Annotated in this window: 19 protein-coding genes; 12 read left to right on the top strand and 7 right to left on the bottom strand. The window is 63.5% G+C overall.

Annotated elements, in window-relative coordinates:
* Positions 1–167: 167 nt before the first annotated feature.
* Positions 168–1,127, bottom strand: coding sequence for an MBL fold metallo-hydrolase (locus FFS21_RS06375; RefSeq protein WP_137924071.1), 960 nt, complete (start codon positions 1,125–1,127; stop codon positions 168–170).
* 208 nt (positions 1,128–1,335) lie between these two features.
* Between FFS21_RS06375 and FFS21_RS06370 the strand changes: the two genes are divergently transcribed.
* The gene (locus FFS21_RS06370; RefSeq protein ID WP_137924070.1) at positions 1,336–2,115 is read left to right on the top strand and encodes an IclR family transcriptional regulator; all 780 of its coding nucleotides are present in this window, start codon (positions 1,336–1,338) and stop codon (positions 2,113–2,115) included.
* On the top strand, positions 2,112–2,918 hold the full coding sequence (locus FFS21_RS06365) for an IclR family transcriptional regulator (protein ID WP_137924069.1): 807 nt from the start codon (positions 2,112–2,114) through the stop codon (positions 2,916–2,918). The genes FFS21_RS06370 and FFS21_RS06365 overlap by 4 nt, the downstream gene beginning before the upstream one ends.
* Here the strand turns inward: FFS21_RS06365 and FFS21_RS06360 are convergent.
* A complete protein-coding gene (locus FFS21_RS06360; protein WP_137924068.1) occupies positions 2,882–4,615 on the bottom strand; it encodes a SulP family inorganic anion transporter in 1,734 nt (577 codons plus the stop codon). The genes FFS21_RS06365 and FFS21_RS06360 overlap by 37 nt on opposite strands.
* 195 nt (positions 4,616–4,810) lie before the next feature.
* On the opposite strand from FFS21_RS06360, the gene fliD (FFS21_RS06355) reads away from it, so the two are divergent.
* The 3 genes from fliD (FFS21_RS06355) to FFS21_RS06345 all read left to right on the top strand — a co-directional run bounded on the left by fliD (FFS21_RS06355) (position 4,811) and on the right by FFS21_RS06345 (position 8,200).
* Positions 4,811–5,596 (top strand): flagellar filament capping protein FliD, encoded by a 786-nt coding sequence (fliD, locus tag FFS21_RS06355; RefSeq protein WP_137924067.1) that lies wholly within the window; start codon positions 4,811–4,813, stop codon positions 5,594–5,596.
* 33 nt (positions 5,597–5,629) lie between these two features.
* The gene (gene fliD / locus FFS21_RS06350) at positions 5,630–7,045 is read left to right on the top strand and encodes a flagellar filament capping protein FliD (protein WP_137924066.1); all 1,416 of its coding nucleotides are present in this window, start codon (positions 5,630–5,632) and stop codon (positions 7,043–7,045) included.
* 159 nt (positions 7,046–7,204) lie between these two features.
* On the top strand, positions 7,205–8,200 hold the full coding sequence (locus FFS21_RS06345) for a LysR family transcriptional regulator (protein ID WP_137924065.1): 996 nt from the start codon (positions 7,205–7,207) through the stop codon (positions 8,198–8,200).
* 72 nt (positions 8,201–8,272) lie between these two features.
* Here FFS21_RS06345 and FFS21_RS06340 read toward each other — a convergent pair whose 3' ends face one another.
* On the bottom strand, positions 8,273–8,839 hold the full coding sequence (locus FFS21_RS06340) for a single-stranded DNA-binding protein (RefSeq protein ID WP_137924064.1): 567 nt from the start codon (positions 8,837–8,839) through the stop codon (positions 8,273–8,275).
* Positions 8,840–9,058: 219 nt separating this feature from the next.
* Positions 9,059–10,336: an MFS transporter gene (locus tag FFS21_RS06335; RefSeq protein ID WP_137924063.1), complete on the bottom strand. Its 1,278-nt coding sequence runs from the start codon at positions 10,334–10,336 to the stop codon at positions 9,059–9,061.
* A 313-nt stretch (positions 10,337–10,649) separates the two neighbouring features.
* Here FFS21_RS06335 and uvrA point away from each other — a divergent pair, with 313 nt between their 5' ends.
* A complete protein-coding gene (gene uvrA, locus FFS21_RS06330) occupies positions 10,650–13,514 on the top strand; it encodes an excinuclease ABC subunit UvrA (protein WP_137924062.1) in 2,865 nt (954 codons plus the stop codon).
* Between the two features lie 94 nt (positions 13,515–13,608).
* Here uvrA and FFS21_RS06325 read toward each other — a convergent pair whose 3' ends face one another.
* The 3 genes from FFS21_RS06325 to FFS21_RS06315 form a co-directional block, all read right to left on the bottom strand.
* The gene (locus tag FFS21_RS06325) at positions 13,609–15,285 is read right to left on the bottom strand and encodes a Na/Pi cotransporter family protein (protein WP_137924061.1); all 1,677 of its coding nucleotides are present in this window, start codon (positions 15,283–15,285) and stop codon (positions 13,609–13,611) included.
* 163 nt (positions 15,286–15,448) lie between these two features.
* A complete protein-coding gene (locus FFS21_RS06320; RefSeq protein WP_137924060.1) occupies positions 15,449–16,021 on the bottom strand; it encodes an adenine phosphoribosyltransferase in 573 nt (190 codons plus the stop codon).
* 149 nt (positions 16,022–16,170) lie between these two features.
* Positions 16,171–18,150, bottom strand: a complete 1,980-nt coding sequence (locus tag FFS21_RS06315) for a monovalent cation:proton antiporter family protein (protein WP_137924059.1) — start codon at positions 18,148–18,150, stop codon at positions 16,171–16,173.
* Positions 18,151–18,317: 167 nt separating this feature from the next.
* On the opposite strand from FFS21_RS06315, the gene FFS21_RS06310 reads away from it, so the two are divergent.
* From FFS21_RS06310 to hpf, 6 genes are all read left to right on the top strand, one after another.
* Positions 18,318–19,301, top strand: coding sequence for a KpsF/GutQ family sugar-phosphate isomerase (locus FFS21_RS06310; protein WP_137924058.1), 984 nt, complete (start codon positions 18,318–18,320; stop codon positions 19,299–19,301).
* Positions 19,302–19,303: 2 nt separating this feature from the next.
* The gene (lptC, locus tag FFS21_RS06305) at positions 19,304–19,933 is read left to right on the top strand and encodes an LPS export ABC transporter periplasmic protein LptC (protein WP_137924057.1); all 630 of its coding nucleotides are present in this window, start codon (positions 19,304–19,306) and stop codon (positions 19,931–19,933) included.
* Between the two features lie 67 nt (positions 19,934–20,000).
* Entirely contained in the window at positions 20,001–20,660 is a 660-nt protein-coding gene (gene lptA, locus FFS21_RS06300; RefSeq protein ID WP_137924056.1) for a lipopolysaccharide transport periplasmic protein LptA, read from the top strand.
* A gap of 31 nt (positions 20,661–20,691) precedes the next feature.
* Complete coding sequence (gene lptB / locus FFS21_RS06295; RefSeq protein ID WP_137924055.1) at positions 20,692–21,492, top strand: LPS export ABC transporter ATP-binding protein; 801 nt, start codon at positions 20,692–20,694, stop codon at positions 21,490–21,492.
* A 133-nt stretch (positions 21,493–21,625) separates the two neighbouring features.
* The gene (locus tag FFS21_RS06290; RefSeq protein ID WP_137924054.1) at positions 21,626–23,107 is read left to right on the top strand and encodes an RNA polymerase factor sigma-54; all 1,482 of its coding nucleotides are present in this window, start codon (positions 21,626–21,628) and stop codon (positions 23,105–23,107) included.
* 50 nt (positions 23,108–23,157) lie between these two features.
* Entirely contained in the window at positions 23,158–23,508 is a 351-nt protein-coding gene (gene hpf, locus FFS21_RS06285) for a ribosome hibernation-promoting factor, HPF/YfiA family (protein ID WP_137924053.1), read from the top strand.
* Positions 23,509–23,702: the final 194 nt, after the last annotated feature.

Raw genomic sequence — 23,702 nt, 5'->3', positions numbered from 1 at the left:
TTTGTTTTCGTGTTTGCTCCCCTCTCCCATGCAATGGGAGAGGGGTTGGGGGAGAGGGCTGGAAGTTCTGCTTGCCAACTGATCGCAATTTGCACCGCTGGCCCTCTCCCCCAGCCCCTCTCCCGCAACGCGGGAGAGGGGAGAAAACCATCAGGCTTGCGTGCGCCTCACCCCTGCAGCGCCGCCCACATCTCCTGATCCCGTTGCGCGGTCCAGATGCGCGGATGCTTGATCCCCGCCGCTTCATCGAACGCGCGCGAGACATCGAACGGCAGGCAGTGCTCGTAGATAAACACCTGGCCGAACTTCGGGTCCATCGATTTGCGCGTATGCGCCATCGCCGCCTTGAGATCCATCTGCCCAGCCACGGCCTCGCGGCCCGCCTGCAGCAGCGTGGATACGAAATCCTTCGTATAGGCGAGCCCCTTTGCCACTTCGTCGCGGTTGGTCAGTGCGGGGCCACGACCCGGCACGAGTTTCTCGGGCTGCAGCGCGGCCAGTGCATCGAGCGTGGCGGGCCATTGCTCCAACTGCGCGTCGCCGCAATAACAGGCCGCGTCGTACTCCACCAGATCGCCCGAGAACAGCACCTTCTGCTGCGGCAGCCACACGACCGTATCGCCCTTGGTGTGCCCCGCGCCCAGATGCGCGATGCGCACTTCGAGCTTGCCCATGAACAGCGTGATTTCTTTCTCGAAGACAAGCGTGGGCCACGTCAGGCCCGGCACCGTTTCCACACCGGCGAACAGGCGCGGAAAGCGCTCGATCTCGGACTTCATGTCGGCCTCGCCACGCTCGACGATCATCTCGTACGTGCCACGGCTGGCGATGATCTGCTCCGCACCCTCCGCAAAATAGGCCGAGGCACCCAGCACGCGCACCGCGTGGTAGTGCGACAGCACCACGTACTTGATCGGCTTGTCAGTGACCGAGCGGATCTTCGCAATCAGGTCCTGCGCCATGGCCGGGGTGGCCGTGGTGTCGATGATCATCACGCCATCGTCGCCAATGATCACGCCCGAGTTCGGGTCGCCCTCGGCCGTGTAGGCATAGGCGTTGTCCGAGAGTTTCGTGAAAGTGATCTGCTTGGCTTCCAGGTCTGCCTGCGATGCAAATGCCTTTGCCATTGTCTGCCTCGTATTTTTTTCGATGTGGGGGGAGCGGTATACGCCGCTGGTAGTCGAAGCTTAGGAAAACGACTATGCTTAGTCAATGACAAATACGATTGCTATTCACTAAGTAATGGCAAACCCCTACGTGGCGGAGATGCCAATGCGCTTGCCGCGCCGCCTCGCGCTACCATGTGGACCTTTCGCTAACCCGCCTTCCGAACGTATGGCACGCTCCCCGGCCGAACCTGCTGGCAAAACCCAACGCGGCATCCAGAGCGTGGAAGTTGGCGGCCGCCTGCTGCAAGCGCTGGCCGATGCACGACGCCCCTTGTCGCTGGCCGAACTGGCTGCTGCCGCGCAAATGGCACCGGCGCAGGCGCATACCTACCTCGTCAGCCTGACTCGGCTCGGTCTCATCAAGCGTGACCATCTCGATGGCCGCTACGAGCCGGGGCCGTTGTCGCTGCGACTCGGCATGCTTCATCTCGATCACGAACCCGCCTATCGCGCCGCCGTGCCACGCGTGCAGGCGCTGGCGGCAACCATCGGTTGCAACGTGGCAATCAGCCTGCCAACCGCGCAAGGGCCGACCATCGTCCATTACGCACCGGCCGGCATGTCATTGCACGTGAACCTTCATGTGGGAACAGTCATGGCACTGGCCGCCACGGCGACGGGCCGCGTCTACTGCGCGTTCCAACGGGCATCGCACTGGCAGCCGATCTGGCGCAGCCAGCAACCATCCGCATTGACGGATGCACTGCACGACTTCGCCGCGTCGCTCGACATCATCCGCGAGCGCGGGATGGAATACAGCATCGATGCGCCCAGCCCGGCTGTGAGCAGCCTGGCGATGCCGCTGATCGGCGCGGATGGCACATTGCGGCTGGTGCTGACCGCGATTGGCTCTACCGGCACCATCGATGTGGACGCGCAAGGTCCCGTGGCGCGCGCCATGCGTGCGGCGCGCGAAGAGATGATGCAAACGCTGGAGCCAGCATGAGCGATCACGCCGATCACAAACCGCAGCGCGGCATCCAGTCGCTCGACAACACCGGCCAGTTGCTCGATGCACTGGCAGACGCAGGCCGACCGCTCTCGCTGGGCGAACTCGCACGCGCCGCCGACATGGCACCAGCGAAGGCCTTCCCGCATCTGGTGAGCCTGCAGAAGATCGGCCTGCTCTGCCGCAATGCCGATGGCGATTTCGAAGCTGGCGTGCTCGCGCTCGAACTCGGACTCGTCGCGCTGCAGCGTCTCTCGCCAACACGCGAAGCCGAACCGGAAATCATCGCCCTTGCACAAGCCACCGGGCTATCTGTAGCGATGGCCGTCTTCGGTCCCCTCGGTCCCACCGTGATCCGCCTCGAGGAATCGTCACGTCCGCAGCACGTCAGCCTGCGCGTCGGCACGGTGCTGTCAATGGTTCACACTGCCATCGGCCGCACTTTCGCTGCACACCTTCCCGACGATGTCCGCGACGATGCGCTGAAGCTGGACGCGATCCGCATGGCCAGTGCTTCCGTACCGGCACGTGCCGATCTCGTTTCGCGCTGGCAAACCATCCGCAAGTCAGGCATCGACCACGCCATCAGCCGCCCCGTACCCGGCATCGACACCCTTGCCGCGCCGGTCTTCGATCACACCGGCGCGCTGGCACTCGTCATTGCAGTGATGGGCAGCAGCGGCAGCTTTGACAGCGCGCTGGACAGCGATGTGGCAGAGGTGGTGAAGCAGGCGGCGGCAAGATTGTCGTGGCGGTTTGGGGCCTACTCCTCCAGCACCACCCCCAGACTCGTCAAGTAATCATCCACCGCACTGCCGATCGTTGGATGGAAGCGGTCGTTGCCGAAGATTTCAGTCAGTTCGAAGCGTCGCAGCTTGTCGCGCACGGGGTCTTTCATTTCGGCGAAGTGCAGTGCGATGCCTTGTGCCTGTAGCGCGTGGCTCAGTTCGCGCAGCATGTCCGCCGATGTGACATCGACGCTCGTGACCGGCTCCGCTGCCACCACCACGCGTCGCACCGGCGAGGGTGCTGCCTCCACCGCCTCGGTCAGCCGTTGCTGGAACAGTTCGGCATTGGCGAAGAACAGCGGCGCATCCCATCGAAACAGTACGAGTCCATCGATCAGCGCAGCTTGCGGATAGCGTTTCAAATCGTGGTAGCCGCGCAGACCGGGGACGCGGCCCAGCACCGCGAAGTGCGGACGCCAGCCGTCCCACAGGAATTCGATGATGGCGAGTACTACGGCCAGGCAGATGCCCGGAATCGCACCGAAGACCGCCACCGCCACGAAGCACAGCATCGACAGCCAGAACTCCCATTGCTGGATGCGATAGATGCGCTTGAGGTCCTTGAATTCGAACAGGCCCAGCGCGGCGGCGATCACCACCGCGGCCAGCGCGCTGTTGGGCAGGTTGCGCAGCAGGTTCGGTGCGAACAGCAACAGTGCGGCCACGGCGATGGCGCCGACCACACCAGTCAATTGCGTCCGCGCCCCGGCTGCCTCGGCCACCGGCGTGCGCGATGCGCTGCTGCTGATCGGAAAGCCCTGAAAGAATCCCGCTGCAAGATTTGCCACGCCGAGTCCGACCATTTCCTGGTTCGGATCGACGCGCGTATGCGAGCGCGCCGCAAAGGTGCGCGACAGTACGCTGGTATCCGCAAAGGCAATCATCGCCACGGCGCAGCCGCCCAGCACGATGCGCACGTAATCCGCACTGCCCAGCCACGGAATCGCGAACCCCGGCAAACCCTGCGGAATCTCGCCCAGCACCTTCACACCCGCATCGTCGAGCCGCAGGACCGTCACCGCCACCGTGGCGACAATGACGGCGATCAGGATGCCCGGCACGCGCTCGTATCGCTTGAGCAACAGAATCAGCAGCAACGTGCCGAGACCGACCAGCAGGCTGTAGGCGTGCGTCTCGCCATCGGCAATCGCCTGCCCCAGTTGCCACAGTTCGCGCAATGGCCCCGCATCGTCAATCGAAATGGCGAACAGCTTGGGCAACTGGCTGACCAGCACGGTCAGCGCAATGCCGTTCATGTAGCCGTAGCGAATCGGCTTCGACAGCAGCTCGGTGATAAAGCCGAGCCGCAGCAGGCCAAGCACGACACAGAACAGCCCCGCCACAATCGCCATCAGGCTCGCCGTGGCCACGGCACGCGCCGGATCTCCTGCCGATGACGCGATGACCACCGCCAGGATTGGCGCCGCCAATGCGGAGTCGGGACCGAGCACCAGAATGCGGCTCGGACCGAACATCGCGTACGCCAGCAGCGGAATGATCGTGGCATAGAGCCCGTACACGCCGGGTACGCCCGATGCCTCGGCATAGGCAATGCCCACCGGCACCAGCATCGTGGTCAGCACGAGTCCGGCGGCGATGTCCCTGGGCAGCCAGCCCGGCTCGTATTGCCTGAGCGTGGCAAGGCCCGGAAGCCAGCGCAGCCATTGCGAAGCGGGCGCATCGCGAGTGGTGGAAGGGTTCGATGCCATAAATCGGTGGAAGCCGGAAGAAAGCGCTGATTACAGCATAGGACCCAAGGCGCGGGAATGGCATTGGCCTTACGGCCCAGTAGATTTCGCTTCCTGCTTTTTCGGATTTACGCAAAAGTCATTATTCTCTTCTCGAATAATTAACCATCGCCCGCCAGTCGTTAGCCTCCGTATCTACTTCTCGGACTAACAGCGATGAGTTCTGTCACCACACTGGGTTACGCCGCCGGCATCGACCTGAATCAAGCTTTCGCGGCAAAGGGCAGAAGCGTTACGTCACGACTGAGCCTCTACGATCAGCAGGCGAACTCCTACAACAGCAAGCTGTCGGCCTACGCAAAGGTCCGAGGCCGCCTGGACGATCTGGCCGGTGCAGCCAATGCCATCGCAAAGCTCAGCGATATCAAGGCACCGGCGGACGGAGAAGATTCCTCCGCCCTGGCTGCGGTAAAGAAGCTCGTTGAAACCTTCAACGCCGTACGTAGCGAGATTGGCAACCAGACTGGCATCGGACCGGGCGCGACACCGGGCGCCCTCACGGGTGACGCCGCGCTCAGGGCGATATCGACTTCGCTGCAGGGGGCGTTCCGCGATGTCGATGCCAGCAGCATCGGCCTGTCCTTCGACAGCAACGGCGACTTGAAGCTCGATAGCGCAAAGTTCGAGCAGGCACTGAAGGATGATCCGAAGGCCGTCAAAGACCTGCTGCAAGGCGACGGCAAGGGCAACGAAGGTCTTGCCAAGGCGGTCTCCGACGCGGTGACGGCACTGACCAAGCCCGGTGGCGCCCTCAGCAAGGCAACTGGGCAGATCGGGGCCGATCTTCGAGACCTTGCAGGACGCCAGTCCGACGAGGTGACCAGGGCAGCCGCAGTGATGGAGACCTATCGCATTCAGTACACCCGGCTCGACATGCTGATCAACGGAAGCAACGCGGCGAACAGTTTCTTCTCCGATCAACTGGCATTGCTGGGCGGCTGATCGCCGATCGCAGTCTTAACAACACATAAGAACATGGCAATCTCCTCCATTGGCATCGGCTCCAATCTCCAGTTGGCAGACCTGCTCGACAAGATCGAGGCCAACGAAAAAATCCAGCTCACCGCGATCAACAACCAGGCCAAGAGTTTCCAGGCCAGGCTGTCCGGCTACGGCACGATCAAGAGCGTGCTCGACGCCTACTCAGCCGCCGCCAAGACGCTGGCCAGCGCCTCGACGTTTGCCGCCGTAAAGCCGTACGTGGCGAGCGAGAGCGTGCTGACCGCCGCCGCTAATTCCAGCGCCGTCGCTGGCAGCTACAACATCAACGTCACCTCCGTGGCCGCGGCCCAGTCGCTGGTGACGAAGGCCGTCACGGATCAGAAGGCTGCCATCGGTGGAGGCAGCATTACCTTCGATTTCGGTGCAGACCTGGCAACGGGCGGCACGCCGTCGTCCACCAAGACCGTGACGCTCGTCTCGGACACGTCCCTGCAAGGCATCCGCGACTCGATCAACAAGGCCGGTGTAGGCGTCAGCGCCAGCATCGTCAACGATGGCAGCGGCACGCCGTATCGACTGGTGCTGACTTCGGAGAAGACCGGCACGAAGTCACAGATGAAGGTCACCGCCAGTGATGCGGCCGTAGGCGACATCGTCAACTTCGACCCGACGCAGGCCACGCAGGCCAATGGCATCAGGGAGACGGTCAAGGCTTCCGACACCAGGATGACCATCAACGGCACCGAAGTCGTCAGCCAGAGCAACACCGTCGAGGAAGCCGCGCAGGGCATCACGATGACCATCAGGTCCATCGGCACGACCACGATGGCCGTGACCCGCGACGACAGCGCGATCACCGCCGCCGTGAAAGGCTTTGTCACCGCCTACAACAATGTGCTGTCGGCCGCCAAGACGCTGACTGCGTACGACACGGAGTCCGGCACCAAGGCCGCACTCAATGGCGACAACACGCTGCGCAACATCATGGCAAGCATGCGTTCGATGTTGAACACGGCCCTGCCCGATGGCGCCGGCGGCATGAATACGCTGTCGAATTTCGGCATCGAGTTCAACGTCGGCACCGACAACGCTGGCAAGCTCGAAGTCAACGACGACAAGCTCAAGACGGCCTTGTCGACCAACTTCAAGGCCCTGACCTCGTTTTTTACGGGCGTGGACGGCACCAGCGGCATGGGCAAGACCATCACGGACTATGTGGATGGCCTGAACAACAAGGGCGGCGCACTCGATGCGGCCACCAGCGGCATCACCGACACGCTGAAGGGCCTGGAAGACAAGTACGCCGCCACCGCGGATCGCATCGACGTGGTGATGGATCGCTACCGCGCGCAGTTCACGCAACTGGACCTGCTGGTGTCGCGGCTGGACAAAACCAAGACCTACCTGACGGAGCAGTTCGCGGCGCTGAACGGCAACCGCGGCAAGTAGCCCACACCCTCCACGCACCCGGGACCCAGGAGTGCACGCACTGTTTCTTTTTGCGCGACTCAGTGCGTCCCGGCTGCGGCTTGTGCCCGGCGGCGCAAGAACGTAATTTCGCACCTCTTGTCGAGATCGCGCCCGCCGCCACGAGAGGAGTACTTCTGCATGGATCGACTCCGTGCCATGTCTGTCTTCACACGAATCGTCGACGCCGGAAGTTTCGGTCGCGCCGCCGATTCCCTGGGTATGTCTCGTGGGGCCGTGACCCGCATCATCCAGGAGCTCGAAGAACATTTCGCAGTCCAGCTCATCCATCGCTCCACCCGAAGCCTCCGCCTGACGAGCATCGGTGCCACCTACTACGGGCACTGCATCAATATTCTCGATGCCGTCCACACCGCCGAAGCGGGTTTTCGGAACCCGGCGCGGGGCCCACATGGAAGACTGCGGATTGTCATGCCAGACTCCGTCGGACGGTGCCTCATCCTGCCGGCACTGGACCGCTTCCACGCGCAGCATCCCGATATCGAACTCGTCGTCCGTTTCGGCGAAGACCGCGTGGACATGGTGCAGGACGGCATCGACTGCGCATTTCGCATCGGCGAACTCGAAGATTCCTCACTGATCGCCCGCCGCCTGGGCCCCTACCCGTACATCACGGTCGCCAGTCCTGCATATCTCGCCCGCTACGGTTCTCCATCGAATCCCGGCAGCCTGCAACACCATGTCGCGGTGAACTGGGCGAAGCGCGAATCCATGTCGCAATTTGGGCTGACGTTCACCTTCGACGGCAGCACCCGCGTGGTTCGCGTGCCATCGCGGCTAGCTACCGACTTCAGCGACGCGCATCTGCATAGCGCACTGCTCGGCCTCGGCATTGTTCAAGTTCCATCCATCCTGGCCGCCCCCTATATCGAAGGCGGCGAACTGTGCGAAATCCTTGCCGATTTCCGCCCCCCGCCACCGCTTCTGTCAGTGATCTTCTCGCGGCAGAAACTGACCCCGGCGTTGCGGGCTTTTGTGGATTGGGTGGGTACGGTGTGCCATCTGGATGGGCCGCTCGACAACGTAAAGCCGTCGAGCCGCCATGCGCTTGCACTGGTCGCCCAATCAGAGCCGCAGCCGCTAGCAGTACAGCCGACCAGGGACACCGCCAGCTAGCCAGAAAAACAAAAGGCCCTCCGTGAAGAGGGCCTTGCATACTTTTACTCTCTACTGTCAGAGAGGTGCATCTCAGAACGGAATGTCGTCATCCATATCCTCGAAACCGTTCGAGGGTGCCTGCTGCTGGCGGCGCTGACCGCCCTGCTGGCCGCCTTGACCACCCTGGCCGCCGCCCTGGGCACGGCCACCGCCGTAGCCGCCACCGCCGCCTTGCGATTCGCGGCTGTAGCCACCGCCGCCACCGCCCGCGCCGGCACCACCACCGTAGCCGCCGCCACCTTCTTCACCGCCGCCACCCTGGCCGCGGCCACCCAGCATCTGCATCTGGTCGGCGACGATTTCGGTGCTGTATTTGTCCTGGCCCGACTGGTCCTGCCACTTGCGCGTGCGGATGCGGCCTTCGATATAGACCGACGAACCCTTGCGCAGGTACTGGCCCGCGATTTCGGCCAGCTTGCCGAAGAACGCGATGCGGTGCCACTCGGTGGCTTCCTTGAACTCGTTGCTCTGCTTGTCCTTGTAGCGATCGGTCGTCGCCAGCCGGATATTGGTCACGGCATCGCCGCTGGGCATGTAACGCGTTTCAGGGTCGGCGCCGAGGTTGCCGACGAGGATCACTTTGTTGACCGATGCCATGTTGAATTTCTCCAGGGACCGCGCCCTTTCAGCGCGGCGTTAAACGTAAAGCGAAAGTGTGGTTCGCGAAAAATATCCGCCAGACCGTAAACGACATCACGCGCCGTTCGGAAGCTCCGTCGGGCGCGTGTCGAATGCTACAGCCGATACTACGGAAAAACGTGTCGGCGTGATGCGGAAACGTCAAATGTTGTGTCCGAGCCGCAACGCCAGGGGATTTCAGACCGTGGCGCTCGCGGCATCGCCGGCCTTGTCCGCGCCTGCGCGGGCGGGTGGCGCCTTCATGCTCCACGCGATTATAAGCCAGACCAAAAGTACCGCGGCGCAGCCGACGAACACCGCCGGACGGCCTTCGTGCTGGAGCAGCCAGCCACCGGCTACCCCGCCCAGGGCCAGGCCCAGCGCCTGCGTGGTGTTGTAGACGCCGAGCGCGGCGCCCCGGCTGGCGGCGGCATAGCGCGACACCAGCGAAGGCTGCATCGCCTCCAGTACGTTGAATGCGACAAAGAACAGCAGCAGCACACCACTGATCGCCCAGAGACCGTGTACCGTGGCGAACAGCAACTGCACGGCCGTCATCAGTGCGACGGATGCCAGCAGTACCGGCCGGATCTTGCCGTAGCGTTCGGCGGCCATCATCGGCCCGAGCATCAGCAGGAACGAAACCAGCACCACGGGCAGGTAGATCTTCCAGTGCTGGTCCAGCGGCATGCCTGCGTCGCTGAGCATGGCCGGCACCACCATGAACATCGCCACCTGGCTCGCATGCAGCGCCAGCACGCCAACATTCATGCGGATCAGGTCGGGATTGAGCAACACGGTGCGGAACGGCAGCCGCACCGGATGCGGCGCCGGAGGCGTCGGCACGATGAAGAGCGTGACCAGGATTGCCAGCACACCGAGCACGGCCATCAACCCGAAGATGCCCGACATCCCGATGCTGTGCAGCAGCGGCGACGCAATGACCAGCGACAGCGCAAAGGTCAGGCCGATGCTGCCGCCCACCATCGCCATGGCCTTGGTGCGATGCCTCTCGCGTGTGAGGTCGGCGATGCATGCGGTGATCGCCGCCGAGATGGCGCCCATGCCCTGCATGGCACGGCCAATGGTGATACCGGTCAGCGTATCGGACATCGCAGCTACCACGGCGCCAGCCACGAACAGCAGCAGGCCCGCCACCATCACGGGCTTGCGGCCGATGCGGTCGGACAGCCAGCCCAGCGGGATATGCAGGAACGCCTGCATCAGCCCATAGATGCCCATGGCGATCCCCACGCGCTGGGCGTCATGGCCGTCCGGCAGCGTGCGTGCAAATTCGGCAAAGACAGGCAGGATCAGGAACAGGCCCAGCATGCGCAAGGCAAATATGCTGGCCAGCGAGAGACTGGCACGCATCTCGCTGCGCGTCATGCGGTCGCGCACGGGCGCCACGGGTTCCGTATGGGCGGACGCGTCGGCGAGGGTTGCGGCTTGAGAGGAAGGCGGGATCGACGGCATTGCGGTCGTTTGTGGAATTCTGACTCGGTCGGTGGCGCCGCTTCGACAAGCGCCCGCGCAGGGAAGTTGCCTCGGCCGGACGTCTGGCGCCGGGCAACCCCGGAAACCGAAGTTCGGTATATTAGCAGGTTTGCTTCCCCGGGCTTTTCCGGTCACGTGCACTGACAGCATGGTCCGAACGGTCCCGAAGCGGCACACATCCCACGCGGTGGCTAGCGCGGGCGCCGGGTGTTGCGCAAGGCACTTTGATGTTTCCGTGAGACCGGGACCTGCATGCAGCAGGCTGCGGCCCCAGCGGGCGAACCAACGGTATATGGAAGAAATCAAGATCCGTGGGGCGCGTACCCACAACCTGAAGAACATCAACCTCGACCTTCCCCGCAACAAGCTCGTGGTAATCACGGGCCTGTCGGGCTCGGGCAAGTCGTCGCTGGCGTTCGACACGCTTTATGCCGAAGGTCAGCGCCGCTATGTGGAGTCGCTGTCTGCCTATGCGCGCCAGTTCCTGCAACTGATGGAAAAGCCCGACGTCGACCTGATCGAGGGCCTGTCCCCGGCCATCTCGATCGAGCAGAAGGCCACCAGCCACAATCCGCGCTCCACGGTGGGCACTGTCACCGAGATCCACGATTACCTGCGCCTGCTGTACGCCCGTGCCGGCACACCCTACTGCCCGGACCACAATATCGCCCTGCAGGCCCAGAGCGTGTCGCAGATGGTGGACGCCGCCCTGGCGCTGCCCGAAGACACCCGGCTGATGATCCTGGCGCCGGTGGTGGCGGACCGCAAGGGCGAGCATTCCGACCTGTTCGATACGATGCAGGCGCAGGGTTTCGTGCGATTCCGCATCCGTTCGGGCGGCGGCACCGCGCACGAGGCCGAGGCGAAGGTCTACGAGGTCGATGCGCTGCCCAAGCTCAAGAAGACCGAGAAGCACAGCATCGACGTGGTGGTGGATCGCGTCAAGGTGAAGGCCGACATCAAGCAACGCCTGGCCGAATCGTTCGAGACCGCGCTGCGCCTGGCCGATGGCCGCGCCCTCGCGCTGGAGATGGATACCGGGCGCGAGCACATGTTCAGTTCGCGCTTCGCCTGCCCCATCTGTTCGTACTCGTTGCAGGAGTTGGAACCGCGCCTGTTCTCGTTCAACAACCCGATGGGTGCTTGCCCGAGTTGCGACGGCCTGGGCCAGATCACGTTCTTCGATCCGAAGCGCGTGGTGGCATTCCCGAACCTGTCGCTGGCGTCTGGCGCCATCAAGGGCTGGGATCGCCGCAACCAGTTCTACTTCCAGATGCTGCAAAGCCTGGCGGCCTACTACGACTTCGATACGGAAACCGCCTTCGAGGACCTGCCGGCCGAGGTGCAGCAGGTGGTGCTGCAGGGATCGGGCGAGCAGGAAATCCCGTTCACGTATATCAACGAGCGTGGCCGCACCACGGTGCGCGAGCATGCGTTCGAAGGGATCATCCCGAATCTCGAACGCCGCTATCGCGAAACGGATTCGGTGGCCGTGCGCGAGGAACTGGCCAAGTACCAGAACAACCAGGCCTGCCCGGCCTGCCATGGCACGCGGCTGCGCACCGAGGCGCGGCACGTCAAGATTGGCGAGGACGAACAGGCACGCGCGATCTACGAGATCAACGGTCTGCCGCTGCGCGATGCGCTGACGTGGTTCCTGACGCTGAACCTGCATGGCGCCAAGCGCGAGATCGCCGACAAGATCGTCAAGGAAATCTCGGCACGGCTGAACTTCCTCAACAACGTGGGGCTCGATTACCTGTCGCTCGAACGCAGCGCCGACACGCTCTCCGGCGGCGAAGCGCAGCGCATTCGTCTGGCGTCGCAGATCGGCTCGGGGCTGACGGGTGTGATGTACGTGCTCGACGAGCCGTCGATCGGCCTGCACCAGCGCGACAACGATCGCCTGATCGGCACGCTCAAGCATCTGCGCGACATCGGCAACTCCGTGCTGGTGGTGGAGCACGATGAAGACATGATCCGCGCGTGTGACTACGTGGTGGATATCGGCCCCGGTGCCGGTGTGCACGGCGGGATGATCGTGGCCGAAGGAACGCCGCAGCAGATCGAGCAGTCTCCCGGCTCGCTGACGGGCCAGTACCTGTCCGGCCAGCGCAGTATCGAAGTGCCGAAGCAGCGCGCCGCACCCGACGAGGAACGCATGCTGCGCATCGTCGATGCCACGGGTAACAACCTGCGCAATGTCTCGGCGGAGATTCCCGTTGGCCTGCTGACCTGCATCACCGGTGTTTCGGGATCGGGCAAATCCACGCTGATCAACGACACCCTCTACAACGCGGTGGCGCGCCACCTGTATGGCAGCACGGCGGAACCGGCACCGCACGCGCAGATCGAGGGACTTGAACATTTCGACAAGGTCATCAACGTCGATCAGAGTCCCATTGGCCGCACGCCGCGCTCGAATCCTGCGACCTACACGGGGCTGTTCACGCCAATCCGCGAACTGTTTGCGGGCGTGCCGTCGGCCAAGGAACGTGGTTACGATCCGGGCCGGTTCTCGTTCAATGTGAAGGGCGGGCGCTGCGAATCTTGCCAGGGCGATGGCGTGATCAAGGTGGAGATGCACTTCCTGCCTGACGTCTACGTGCCGTGCGATGTCTGCCACGGCCAGCGCTACAACCGCGAGACGCTCGAGGTGCTGTACAAGGGCCGCAATATCTCCGAAGTGCTGGACCTGACAGTTGAGCAGGCGCACGAATTCTTCAGCGCCGTGCCCGTGGTGCGCCGCAAGCTGCAGACGCTGCTCGACGTGGGCCTCGGCTATATCCGCCTCGGCCAGTCGGCCACCACGCTATCGGGCGGCGAGGCGCAGCGCGTGAAACTTTCGCTGGAACTGTCGAAGCGCGACACGGGCCGCACGCTCTACATCCTGGACGAGCCGACCACCGGCCTGCACTTCCACGATATCGAACTGCTGCTCAAGGTCATCCAGAAACTGCGCGACCACGGCAACACGGTTGTGATCATCGAGCACAACCTCGACGTCATCAAGACCGCCGACTGGCTGATCGACATGGGCCCCGAAGGTGGCGCCGGCGGCGGACTGGTGATTGCGAAGGGCACGCCGGAAGCCGTGGCGGCCAGCAAGGCAAGTTTTACGGGGAAGTATTTGAAGCCGTTGTTGAAGCGGGCGTGATTGTTTCCTGCTGCTGAGTGTTTGCTCCCTTGCTGGTTTTCTCCCCTCTCCTACTTTGTGGGAGAGGGGAGCATAAAGCAGGGAAGTCAGCGCTCTACCGCGCCCCCACCACCTCCCCCACCTTCTCCGGCCCCTCGTCCTTCATCCGGCTCCGATTCATCAACCCGGCTTGTTCCAGCACCGGATACGCCGTCGCGCAGAACAGCGAGTTCAGGCGCTTGAGTTCGCTGATGATGTCCAGATGCAGCGAACTGGTCTCGATGCTCTCGGCGGTCTGCACCGCCACGCGCTGCAGGTGCGAGCGTGCGTATTTGCGCTCCAGGTCGCGGAAGTTGGCCTTCTCGGCCATCAGTTGCTGGGCGCTGCGGATATCGCCGGTCAGGAACACTGACAGCCCAAGCCGCAGATTTGCCACCACGCGGCTGTGCATTTCCGCGATTTCCTGCATGCCGGCCTCGGAAAACTGCAGGTTGTGCGCGATCTTCTTTTCCTTGGCGTCGACGATCACCCGCTCGATCAGATCCCCCGCGTGCTCGAGATTGATGGTCAGCGAGATGATTTCAGTCCAGCGCTGGCCGTCGCGCTCGTCCAGCGCCTCGGTGCTGATCTGCGTGAGGTAAAGCTTGATGGCCGTGTAGAGATCGTCTACTTCATTGTCGATGCGGCAGGTGGCGTTGGCCAGCTTCACATCGTTGGTGCGCAGTACGCGCAGCATGTTGCCGAGCATCTGCTCGACGCGATCGCCGATGCGCAGCACTTCGCGGGCGGCGTTGGACAGCGCCAGCGTGGGCGTGGACAGCGCCGCGGCATCGAGGTGGCGCGGCGTCACCTGGCTGTCGCCGGTATTGCGGCCAGGCAGGATCGCTTCGCAAAGGCGTGCCAGCGGCGCCGTGGCGCCAATCAGCAACACGGCCAGCGCCACGTTGAACAACAGGTGGAAATTCACGACCAGTCGCTGCGGATCGGCATCGAGATGCGACAGGATGGTCTCGGCCTGCCCCAGCACTGGCAGCGCGATCACGCAGCCAAGCAACCGCGACAGCAAGTTGCCGAGCGTCACGCGCTTGCCCGGCTGGTTGTTGCCCGAGGTAGTCAGCAATGCCGACACACCCGAGCCCAGGTTTGCGCCAAGTACCAGCGCCAACGCCACATGGATCGACACCACGCCCGCCGAGGCCAGCGCGCCGCAGAACAGCACCACGGCCAGGCTGGAATAGCAGAGGATGGTCAGGAACGCGCCCACCAGCATGTCCAGCGCCGCGTCGCCGGTCAGCGAGCTGAACAGCACCTTCACACCGGCCGCCTGCACCACGGGGCGCGTGGCAATCGAAATCAGTTCCAGCGCCAGCGTGATCAGACCCAGCCCGATCAGCACGCGACCCACGTGGCCCGGCTTGTTGCCCTTCCACGTCAGGTGCAGGATGACGCCAACGAAGATCAGCAACGGCGACAACCAGGAAAGGTCGAGCGAGAAGACCTGCACCATCAGCGCCGTGCCCACGTTGGCGCCCAGCATGATGGCCAATGCTGGCGCCACGGCGATCAAACCCTGGCCCACGAAGGAACTGACGATGACGGCGGTGGCATTGCTGCTCTGCACGAGCCCGGTCACACCGAGACCGGCCAGGAATGCCTTGAAGCGGTTGGAGACGCTGACCGACAGCACGTGGCGCAGGTTGGCGCCGTACACGCGCAGGATGCCGACCTTGACGATGTTGGTACCCCAGACGAGCAACGCCACGCCGGAGAGAAGATGAAGCAAAACGCCCATGGTGCGTCCCTTTCGTGACCGGTGCCGGCTGGGCAGAAGCGAGGGCGCGCCGCCCGGTCATCGCCATTGTTATATCAATGGGGCATTATGCGCCCCGCATGGGCACGGGGCAAATGGACGACTGCAACCCTGCAACGGGCCGCTAAAACCTGGAAACGCCGACTCAGTGACCGGAGAAATCGCACACCGTGAACAGCGGCAGGCCGCTGGCATGCAGTAGCTTCGAGCCGCCCAGTTCGGGCAGGTCGACAATGGCGGCACCCTCCACGACCGTGGCACCCAGGCGCTCCAGCAGCTTGCGGCCAGCCATCATCGTGCCGCCCGTGGCAATCAGGTCGTCCACCAGCAACACGCGGTCGCCGGACTTGCAGGCGTCGGCATGGATTTCCACGGTGGCGCTGCCATATTCGAGTTCGTACTCTTCGGCCACGGTCTGGAACGGCAGCTTGCCCTTCTTGCGGATCGGCACGAAACCAAGATTCAATTCGTACGCGATGATCGAGCCGAGAATGAAGCCGCGTGCGTCGATACCGGCCACGAGGTCCAACTGCTGGTCCATGTAGCGATGCACGAACACGTCGATCAGCACGCGCAACGTCTTGGGGTTCTGCAGCAGCGGCGTGATGTCGCGGAACATCACGCCTGGCTGGGGCCAGTCCGGCACGGTGCGGATGCGGTCACGGAGGTAGCCGGTGACATTGCCGAGGTCGGGGGACTGGATGAGGGAATCGGGCATGGGGAATCTGTCTGGGTTGGATCTGGTGCGGCCGGCCGCGTCGCTTTTGTCCGCCGCCTGTTTCGGCCAGCCGTAACCATACAGCAGTGCGATGCCACGAAGAAGCTTCCGCATGCAGCCGGCGGCACACGGCGCGGCGGCCCCGCCCGCTACTGGCGGGTCAGCCGGTCCTCGGCCGATTCCAGCGCTTCCGGTGTGCCGCGCAGCACGACGATATCGCCAGGCTCCAGCACCGTTTCAGGTTGCGGATCGAATGCGCGGATGCCACGTCGGCGCACCGCCGTCACCTCCACGCCAATCCGCTCCAGCCCCAGCGTGCCAAGCCGGCGGCCCACCGCGGTGTGCTCGGGGCCGAGCGAAACCGAGTGCAGCCGCACCGTATCGCGTTCGACCATGTCTTCTTCGTCGTCGCGCCCGTGGAAGTAGCCGCGCAGCAGGCTGTAGCGCGCGTCGCGCGCCTGCTGCACCCCACGCACCACGCGGCGCATCGGCACGCCCAGCAGCACCAGCGCATGCGAGGCCAGCATCAGGCTGCCCTCGATGATCTCCGGCACCACCTCGGTGGCACCGGCCTTCTGCAGCGTATCGAGTTCGGAATCGTCCACCGTCCGCACGATGACGGGCAAGGCCGGCTCCAGCTCCTGCACATGGTGCAGCACCTTCACCGCCGATTGCGTGTTGGCATAGGTGATCACCACCAGCGCCGCACGATGGATACCCGCCGCGATCAGCGATTCCCTGCGGCCCGCGTCGCCATAGACCACGGTGTCGCCCGCCGCCGCAGCCTCGCGCACGCGGTCGGGGTCGAGGTCCAGCGCCACATAGGTAATGCCTTCCCGCTCCAGCATATGCGCCAGGTTCTGCCCGCTGCGCCCGTAGCCGCAGATGATGGCGTGCTTCTCGGTTTGCAGGCTCTGCGCGGCAATGCGGGTCATGTTCAGCGACTGCATCAGCCATTCGTTGGCGGCAAAGCGCAGCACAATCTTGTCGCTGTACTGGATCAGGAACGGCGCGGCCAGCATCGACAGCAGCATCGAGGCCAGGATCACCTGGATCAGCACCGGGTCCACCAACCCCATGCCGTCGATCTGGTTCAGCAGCACGAATCCGAATTCACCGGCCTGTGCGAGACCCAGCCCGGTACGGATGGCCACACCGGGCCGCGAACCGAACAGCCGCGCCAACCCGGTGATCAGCAGCAGCTTGAACAGGATCGGCACCACCAGCAGGGCCAGCACCAGCCAGATATGGTCGATCACCACCCGGATGTTCAGCAGCATGCCGATCGTGACGAAGAACAGCCCCAGCAGCACATCGCGGAAGGGCTTGATGTCTTCCTCCACCTGGTGGCGATACGGCGTCTCGGAAATCAGCATCCCCGCCATGAACGCGCCGAGCGCCATCGACAGGCCCAGCCGCTCGGTCAGCGCGGCCATGCCCAGCGTGACAAGCAGCAGGTTCAGCATGAACAGTTCCTGCGACCGGCGCGCCGCCACGATGTGGAACCAGCGGCTCATCAGCCGCTGCCCCAGGAAAAAGATCACGCCCAGGGCCACGACGATCTTGACCGTGGCCAGCCCCAGCGCCCAGGCCAGGTCGCCGGGGTCCCGGGACAGCGCCGGGATGATGATCAGCAGCGGCACCACGGCCAGATCCTGGAACAGCAGCACGCTGATGATGTTGCGGCCGTGCTCGCTCTCCAGCTCCATCCGCTCGGACATCATCTTCACGACAATGGCCGTGGAAGACATCGCCAGCGCGCCGCCCAGCGCCACCGATGCCTGCCAGGACAGCGGAAACAGCCAGTTGAACATCCAGCTGGCTGGAATCACCGCAAGCAATGAAAGCATCACTTGAGAGCCGCCCAGCCCGAATACCAGCCGCTTCATCGCGTGAAGCTTGCTCAGGCTGAACTCCAGCCCAATCGAAAACATCAGGAAGACGACGCCAAATTCCGCCAGATATTTGGTCTGGGCCGTGTCGCTGGCCAGCCCTAGCGCATGGGGGCCGATGAGGATGCCCACTGCCAGATAGCCCAGCATGGGCGGCAGTTGCAGCATGCGGAAGGCCACCACGCCAAGAACAGCGGCGGCCAGCAGCACGAGGGTCAGTTCCAGCGGAGAATGCATTCGGCGGGCTTGAAGGGCTTCAGCTATCCGGCCGGGCACGCGCCACGACCGGCTCTGCACCCCGCCGGCAAAAGACGGCAAACGACGGCAAGTGCGGCGGTCGTCTCAGCTGGAGGGCAGGAAAGCCGGGCCAGACGCCATCGCATTCGTTGGTATACTCCAGCGCCATGATAGCCAATTTCGATGCGAATCGAGCACTCGCGCTCGCTCGCCACACTCTCCAGATCGAGGCAGACGCCGTTTCGGCGCTGGCCGGACGCCTGACGCCCGCCTTCGCGAAGGCCGTCGAGATCATTCTCGGCTGCACGGGCCGCGTGGTCGTCTCCGGTATCGGCAAGTCCGGCCACATCGGCCGCAAGGTGGCGGCCACGCTGGCTTCCACCGGCACGCCCTCGTTCTTCGTACATCCTGCCGAGGCCAGCCATGGCGACCTCGGCATGATCACGCGGGACGACGTCCTGATCGCATTCTCCAATTCCGGTGAGACCGCCGAACTGCTGTCGATCATCCCGATCGTCAAGCGGATTGGCGCCAGCCTGATCTCTATTACCGGCAACCCGGAATCGAACCTGGCCAAGCTGTCCGACGCCCATCTCGATGGCGCCGTGGCACAGGAAGCCTGCCCGCTGAACCTGGCGCCGACGGCCAGCACCACCGCCGCACTGGCGCTGGGCGACGCGCTGGCCGTGGCCGTGCTCGACGCGCGCGGCTTCGGCGAGGAAGATTTTGCCCGCTCGCACCCGGGCGGCGCGCTCGGCCGCAAGCTGCTGACTCATGTGCGCGACGTCATGCGCTCGGGCAACGCCGTGCCGGAAGTCCGCGAGACCACGCCGCTGGCCCAGGCACTGATGGAAATCACGCGCAAGGGCATGGCCATGACGGCGGTCGTCGACCCCGAGGGCCGCGCCGTGGGCGTGTTCACCGACGGCGACCTGCGCCGCCTGCTGGAGACCTCGACCGACTGGAAGACCGTGCCCATCGGCGAGGTCATGCACCGCAACCCGCGCATGGTCAACCAGGACCAGCTCGCGGTGGAAGCGGTGCAGGTCATGGAAGCAAACCGCATCAACCAGTTGCTCGTCGTCGACAACGACGGCCGCCTGGTCGGTGCCTTGCACATCCATGACCTCACGCGTGCCAAGGTCATCTGAACATGCCGGACTTCCTGTCCAGACTCACGGGCGTGATCATGCGGCTGTTGCCGCTGCTGCTGATGGCCATCGTCGCCGGCAGCACGTTCTGGCTCGTCCAACTGAACTCGCCGAGCACTGGCACAGACCAGTCACGCACCAAGCGCCACGAACCGGACTACTGGATGGAACGGTTCTCGGCCACGGAACTGGCTGCGGATGGCACGACCAAGATCCGCTTCACCGGCGTGAAGATGGTCCACTTCGAGGATGACCAGACCTACGACGTGACCAAGCCGGCCATGCGTGCCTTCCAGCCGGACCGCCCGCCCGTGACCGCCAACGCCAATCGCGGCGTCATGAACGCCGAGGGCACGATCATCGACCTTTACGGCAACGCCGTGATCGTGCGGCAGGCCGGCGTGGATCCGTCGAAGGATCCGCGCATGACCGCCACGTCGCAATACTTCCAGCTGCTCGTCAATGACGACATCGTCAAGACAGACAAGAACGTGGAGCTGACGCGCGGACCTTCGGTCATGACGGCCAACGGGCTGATCTTCAACAACGTCACCCGCGAAGTACAATTGCTGGGCAACGTACGCGGCACGATCGTCATGAACCCGCCGCAGGGGCAGGCCAGGACCCAGTGACACCCGGCTGGCAGGCTCGTCCTGCCGCATCGCCTGGCCGCCTTCCCTATCTCATCATTTGCCAAACATGACTGCATCCCTGTCGACATCGTCCTGTCGCCGCCCGGCGCCCGCCCGATTGACGGCCCTAGCCGCCCTCGGACTCGCGCTCGCCATGAGCATGGTCCAGCCCGCTTTTGCCGAGCGCGCGGACCAGGCCAAGCCCCTCGTGCTCGAAGCGGACAATGCCAGCTACGATGACGTCAAGCAGATCTACACCCTCACCGGCAACGTGGTGCTGACCAAGGGCACGATGGTGCTGAAATCCGACGCTGCCGAACTGCGCACGGACCCCGAGGGCTACCAGTACGCCATTGCCACGTCCAAGCCGGGCCGCCAGGCGTACATCCGCCAGAAGCGCGACGGCGTGGACGAATACATCGACGGCTGGGGCGACCGCATCGAATACGATGGCAAGACCGAGGTCAACAAGCTGATCGGCCACGCACGCGCTGCACGTGTCTCGGGCGTCGGCGCCAAGATCCTCGACGAAATCCGCGGCGCCGTGATCACCTATGACAGCCGCAACGAGTACTACACCGCCACCGGCGGCGACAACAACACCACCGCGGGCAACCCGTCGGGCCGCGTACGCGCCGTGCTGTCGCCGCGCGCCGATGCCAGCGCCCCCGCCGCGAGCGGCGCCCCGCTGGACCTGAAGCCGTCCACGGCCCCGGCCAAGCCCTGAAACACAGCCCCTTCTATCGCCTCCGTATCCGATGAACGACTCCGCCACCCTCGCCTCCCCTGCCGCCTCTTCCGCTGCGAGCGTCCGCACCGACAGCAGCACGCTGGTCGTCCGCCATCTGAAGAAGCGTTACGGTACGCGCACGGTGGTCAAGGATGTCTCGCTTGACGTGAAGAGCGGCGAAGTGGTGGGCCTGCTGGGTCCGAACGGCGCGGGCAAGACCACATCGTTCTACATGATCGTGGGGCTGGTGGCACTCGACGAAGGCGACATCGTGCTGGACGACAAGCACATCAGCGGCCTTGCGATCCACGAGCGCGCGCGCATGGGCCTGTCCTATCTGCCGCAGGAAGCGTCGGTCTTCCGCAAGCTCAATGTCGAGGAAAACATCCGCGCCGTGCTGGAGCTGCAGGTGGAAAACGGCAAGTCGCTGACCAAGGCCGAGATCGACCGCCGGCTCGACTCCCTGCTGGACGACCTGCAGATCGCGCACCTGCGCAACAACCCGGCACTGTCGTTGTCGGGCGGTGAGCGCCGCCGGGTGGAAATTGCCCGCGCGCTCGCGTCGTCGCCGCGTTTCATCCTGCTGGACGAACCGTTTGCCGGTGTGGACCCTATCGCCGTGGGCGAAATCCAGCGGATCGTGAGTTTCCTGAAGGCCCGCAACATTGGCGTGCTGATTACCGACCACAATGTTCGCGAGACGCTGGGCATCTGCGACCACGCGTACATCATCAGCGAAGGTACGGTGCTGGCATCCGGCCTGCCAGAGGAAATCATCGCCAACGAATCTGTGCGCCGCGTCTATCTGGGCGAGAATTTCCGCATGTGATGCGTGCGGTGCGGCAATTTCTGCCCACGCTGCACACCGTTTTTCCAAAGCCGTTTCCGATCACGCAAGGTTGGGCGATAGGTTCTAGCAAATTCCGTTCCAACAACGGAAAGATGCGCATAGAATAGGTCGCATGAAACCTTCGCTTCAGCTCCGCCTCTCCCAGCATCTGGCCCTGACCCCGCAGCTGCAACAGTCGATCCGGCTGTTGCAGCTTTCCACGCTGGAACTGCAGCAGGAAGTGGAGCAGGCGCTGACGGAAAATCCGTTGCTCGAGCGCGAAAACGACTGGCTGGATAGTCCGCTGCGCGTGGCCGCGGACGGGTCGGTCAACCTCCAGACCGCACCGGCACCCGCACCGGCCGAACCCCAGGCCAACGGCACCGAACGTGCCGATGGCGCGGCGGGTGGCGAAGAGGAAAACTACAACGATACCGGCAGCGAGGACTACGGCAACGACTGGAGCCTCGACGACTTCGCGCGACGCCCGCAAGGCGACGAAGACGAGAAGACGCCGATGCAACTGCGCGACGCCGATCCGACGCTGCGCGAGTTCCTCATGGAGCAGCTCACGCCACTCAAGATCTCGGTGCGCGACAAGGGCCTGGCCATTTTCCTGATCGAGTCGCTCGACGACGACGGTTACCTGAGCGCCTCGCTCGAGGAAATTTGTTCGGAACTCCCGGAAGAACTCGAGTTCGAAGTGGATGAGGTGCAGGCGATACTTACGCTGCTGCAGAGCTTCGATCCACCCGGTGTCGGGGCACGCAACGCTGCGGAGTGCCTGAGTTTGCAGTTGAAGCGGTTGAAGCACCCGCAGCGCGAACTGGCGCTGACTATCGTCAATCATCATCTGGAACTGCTGGCCGTACGGGATTACACCCGGCTCAAGAAAGCCCTGCAGGTGGACGAAATAGCATTGAAGGCTGCGCACGAATTGATCCGCTCCCTCGCACCGTATCCAGGACACGCGTACAGCCGTCCGGAAGCGGACTTCGTGGTGCCGGATGTGTTTGTGCGCAAGAGCGGCAGCGGATGGATCGCGCAGCTCAATCCGGACGTGATGCCGCGCCTGCGCATCAACGATATGTACGCGCAGATTCTGCGCGGTGCGAAGGGCGAGGCAGGGGCTGCCGGACTGCAGCAAAAGTTGCAGGAAGCACGGTGGCTCATCAAGAACATCCAGCAACGATTCGATACGATCCTGCGGGTGTCGCAGGCGATTGTGGAGCGTCAAAAGAACTTTTTCTCGCACGGGGAAATCGCGATGCGCCCCTTGGTTTTGCGTGAAATTGCCGATACACTGGGTTTACACGAGTCGACCATTTCCCGGGTCACAACGAACAAGTACATGGCCACGCCGATGGGTACTTTCGAGTTGAAGTACTTCTTCGGAAGCCACGTCTCCACGGAGACGGGTGGCGCGGCCTCATCCACGGCTATACGCGCGCTGATCAAGCAACTGATAGGAGCCGAAGACCCCAGGAATCCTCTTTCCGACAGCCGCATCGCCGAACTGCTGGGCGAACAGGGCTTTGTGGTCGCACGCCGCACGGTGGCGAAATATCGCGAAGCATTGAAAATCCCCGCAGTGAATCTCCGCAAGTCTTTGTAGCCGAGCCGTAACCGCCTGCCTGGTGCGGCTCTTTCAGAAGGAGAAGCGCTATGAACTTCAAGATCAGTGGACACCACCTCGACATCACGCCCCCGCTGCGTGAGTATGTGGAAACGAAACTGGAGCGAATTGTCAGACATTTCGATCAGGTCATTGGCGTAAGCGTGCTGCTATCAGTCGACAATCACAAGGAAAAGGACAAGCGTCAGTACGCGGAAATCAATCTGCACCTCAAAGGCAAGGACATCTTCGTCGAAGCCCATCATGAAGACCTGTACGCGGCGATCGACTGTCTGGTCGACAAGCTCGACCGCCAGGTGATCCGCTACAAGGATCGCGTGCAAGGGCATGACCGCGAGGCGGTCAAGTACCAGATGGCCGAAGCGCAGCTACAGCAATAATAACCAGCGCAATGAAACGACAGTTTCAGTTGTCCTGAGAGGACTGACAGGAAGAGAGCAAAGCCGCGCATCTGCGCGGCTTTTTTGATGGGGCGTCCGGTTGCCGCACAACTTTCCATTCCTCACGCGTTACCTCGACACCACTAAGCGACGAATTGATACACCGAAGGTGTTCGCATCTCTCGCATGTCGGT

The sequence above is a fragment of the Cupriavidus sp. 2SB genome (assembly GCF_005503625.1).
Lineage (GTDB): Bacteria > Pseudomonadota > Gammaproteobacteria > Burkholderiales > Burkholderiaceae > Cupriavidus.
Note: the sequence above shows the minus strand (reverse complement) of the source record. Positions and strands in the feature narration are given on the sequence as shown.

What these genes read in the sequence shown, in the direction of transcription:
- FFS21_RS06375 (WP_137924071.1), bottom strand. Translation starts at nt 1,127, where the DNA reads ATGGCAAAGGCATTTGCATCGCAGGCAGACCTGGAAGCCAAGCAGATC.
- FFS21_RS06370 (WP_137924070.1), top strand. Translation starts at nt 1,336, where the DNA reads ATGGCACGCTCCCCGGCCGAACCTGCTGGCAAAACCCAACGCGGCATC.
- FFS21_RS06365 (WP_137924069.1), top strand. Translation starts at nt 2,112, where the DNA reads ATGAGCGATCACGCCGATCACAAACCGCAGCGCGGCATCCAGTCGCTC.
- FFS21_RS06360 (WP_137924068.1), bottom strand. Translation starts at nt 4,615, where the DNA reads ATGGCATCGAACCCTTCCACCACTCGCGATGCGCCCGCTTCGCAATGG.
- fliD (WP_137924067.1), top strand. Translation starts at nt 4,811, where the DNA reads ATGAGTTCTGTCACCACACTGGGTTACGCCGCCGGCATCGACCTGAAT.
- fliD (WP_137924066.1), top strand. Translation starts at nt 5,630, where the DNA reads ATGGCAATCTCCTCCATTGGCATCGGCTCCAATCTCCAGTTGGCAGAC.
- FFS21_RS06345 (WP_137924065.1), top strand. Translation starts at nt 7,205, where the DNA reads ATGGATCGACTCCGTGCCATGTCTGTCTTCACACGAATCGTCGACGCC.
- FFS21_RS06340 (WP_137924064.1), bottom strand. Translation starts at nt 8,839, where the DNA reads ATGGCATCGGTCAACAAAGTGATCCTCGTCGGCAACCTCGGCGCCGAC.
- FFS21_RS06335 (WP_137924063.1), bottom strand. Translation starts at nt 10,336, where the DNA reads ATGCCGTCGATCCCGCCTTCCTCTCAAGCCGCAACCCTCGCCGACGCG.
- uvrA (WP_137924062.1), top strand. Translation starts at nt 10,650, where the DNA reads ATGGAAGAAATCAAGATCCGTGGGGCGCGTACCCACAACCTGAAGAAC.
- FFS21_RS06325 (WP_137924061.1), bottom strand. Translation starts at nt 15,285, where the DNA reads ATGGGCGTTTTGCTTCATCTTCTCTCCGGCGTGGCGTTGCTCGTCTGG.
- FFS21_RS06320 (WP_137924060.1), bottom strand. Translation starts at nt 16,021, where the DNA reads ATGCCCGATTCCCTCATCCAGTCCCCCGACCTCGGCAATGTCACCGGC.
- FFS21_RS06315 (WP_137924059.1), bottom strand. Translation starts at nt 18,150, where the DNA reads ATGCATTCTCCGCTGGAACTGACCCTCGTGCTGCTGGCCGCCGCTGTT.
- FFS21_RS06310 (WP_137924058.1), top strand. Translation starts at nt 18,318, where the DNA reads ATGATAGCCAATTTCGATGCGAATCGAGCACTCGCGCTCGCTCGCCAC.
- lptC (WP_137924057.1), top strand. Translation starts at nt 19,304, where the DNA reads ATGCCGGACTTCCTGTCCAGACTCACGGGCGTGATCATGCGGCTGTTG.
- lptA (WP_137924056.1), top strand. Translation starts at nt 20,001, where the DNA reads ATGACTGCATCCCTGTCGACATCGTCCTGTCGCCGCCCGGCGCCCGCC.
- lptB (WP_137924055.1), top strand. Translation starts at nt 20,692, where the DNA reads ATGAACGACTCCGCCACCCTCGCCTCCCCTGCCGCCTCTTCCGCTGCG.
- FFS21_RS06290 (WP_137924054.1), top strand. Translation starts at nt 21,626, where the DNA reads ATGAAACCTTCGCTTCAGCTCCGCCTCTCCCAGCATCTGGCCCTGACC.
- hpf (WP_137924053.1), top strand. Translation starts at nt 23,158, where the DNA reads ATGAACTTCAAGATCAGTGGACACCACCTCGACATCACGCCCCCGCTG.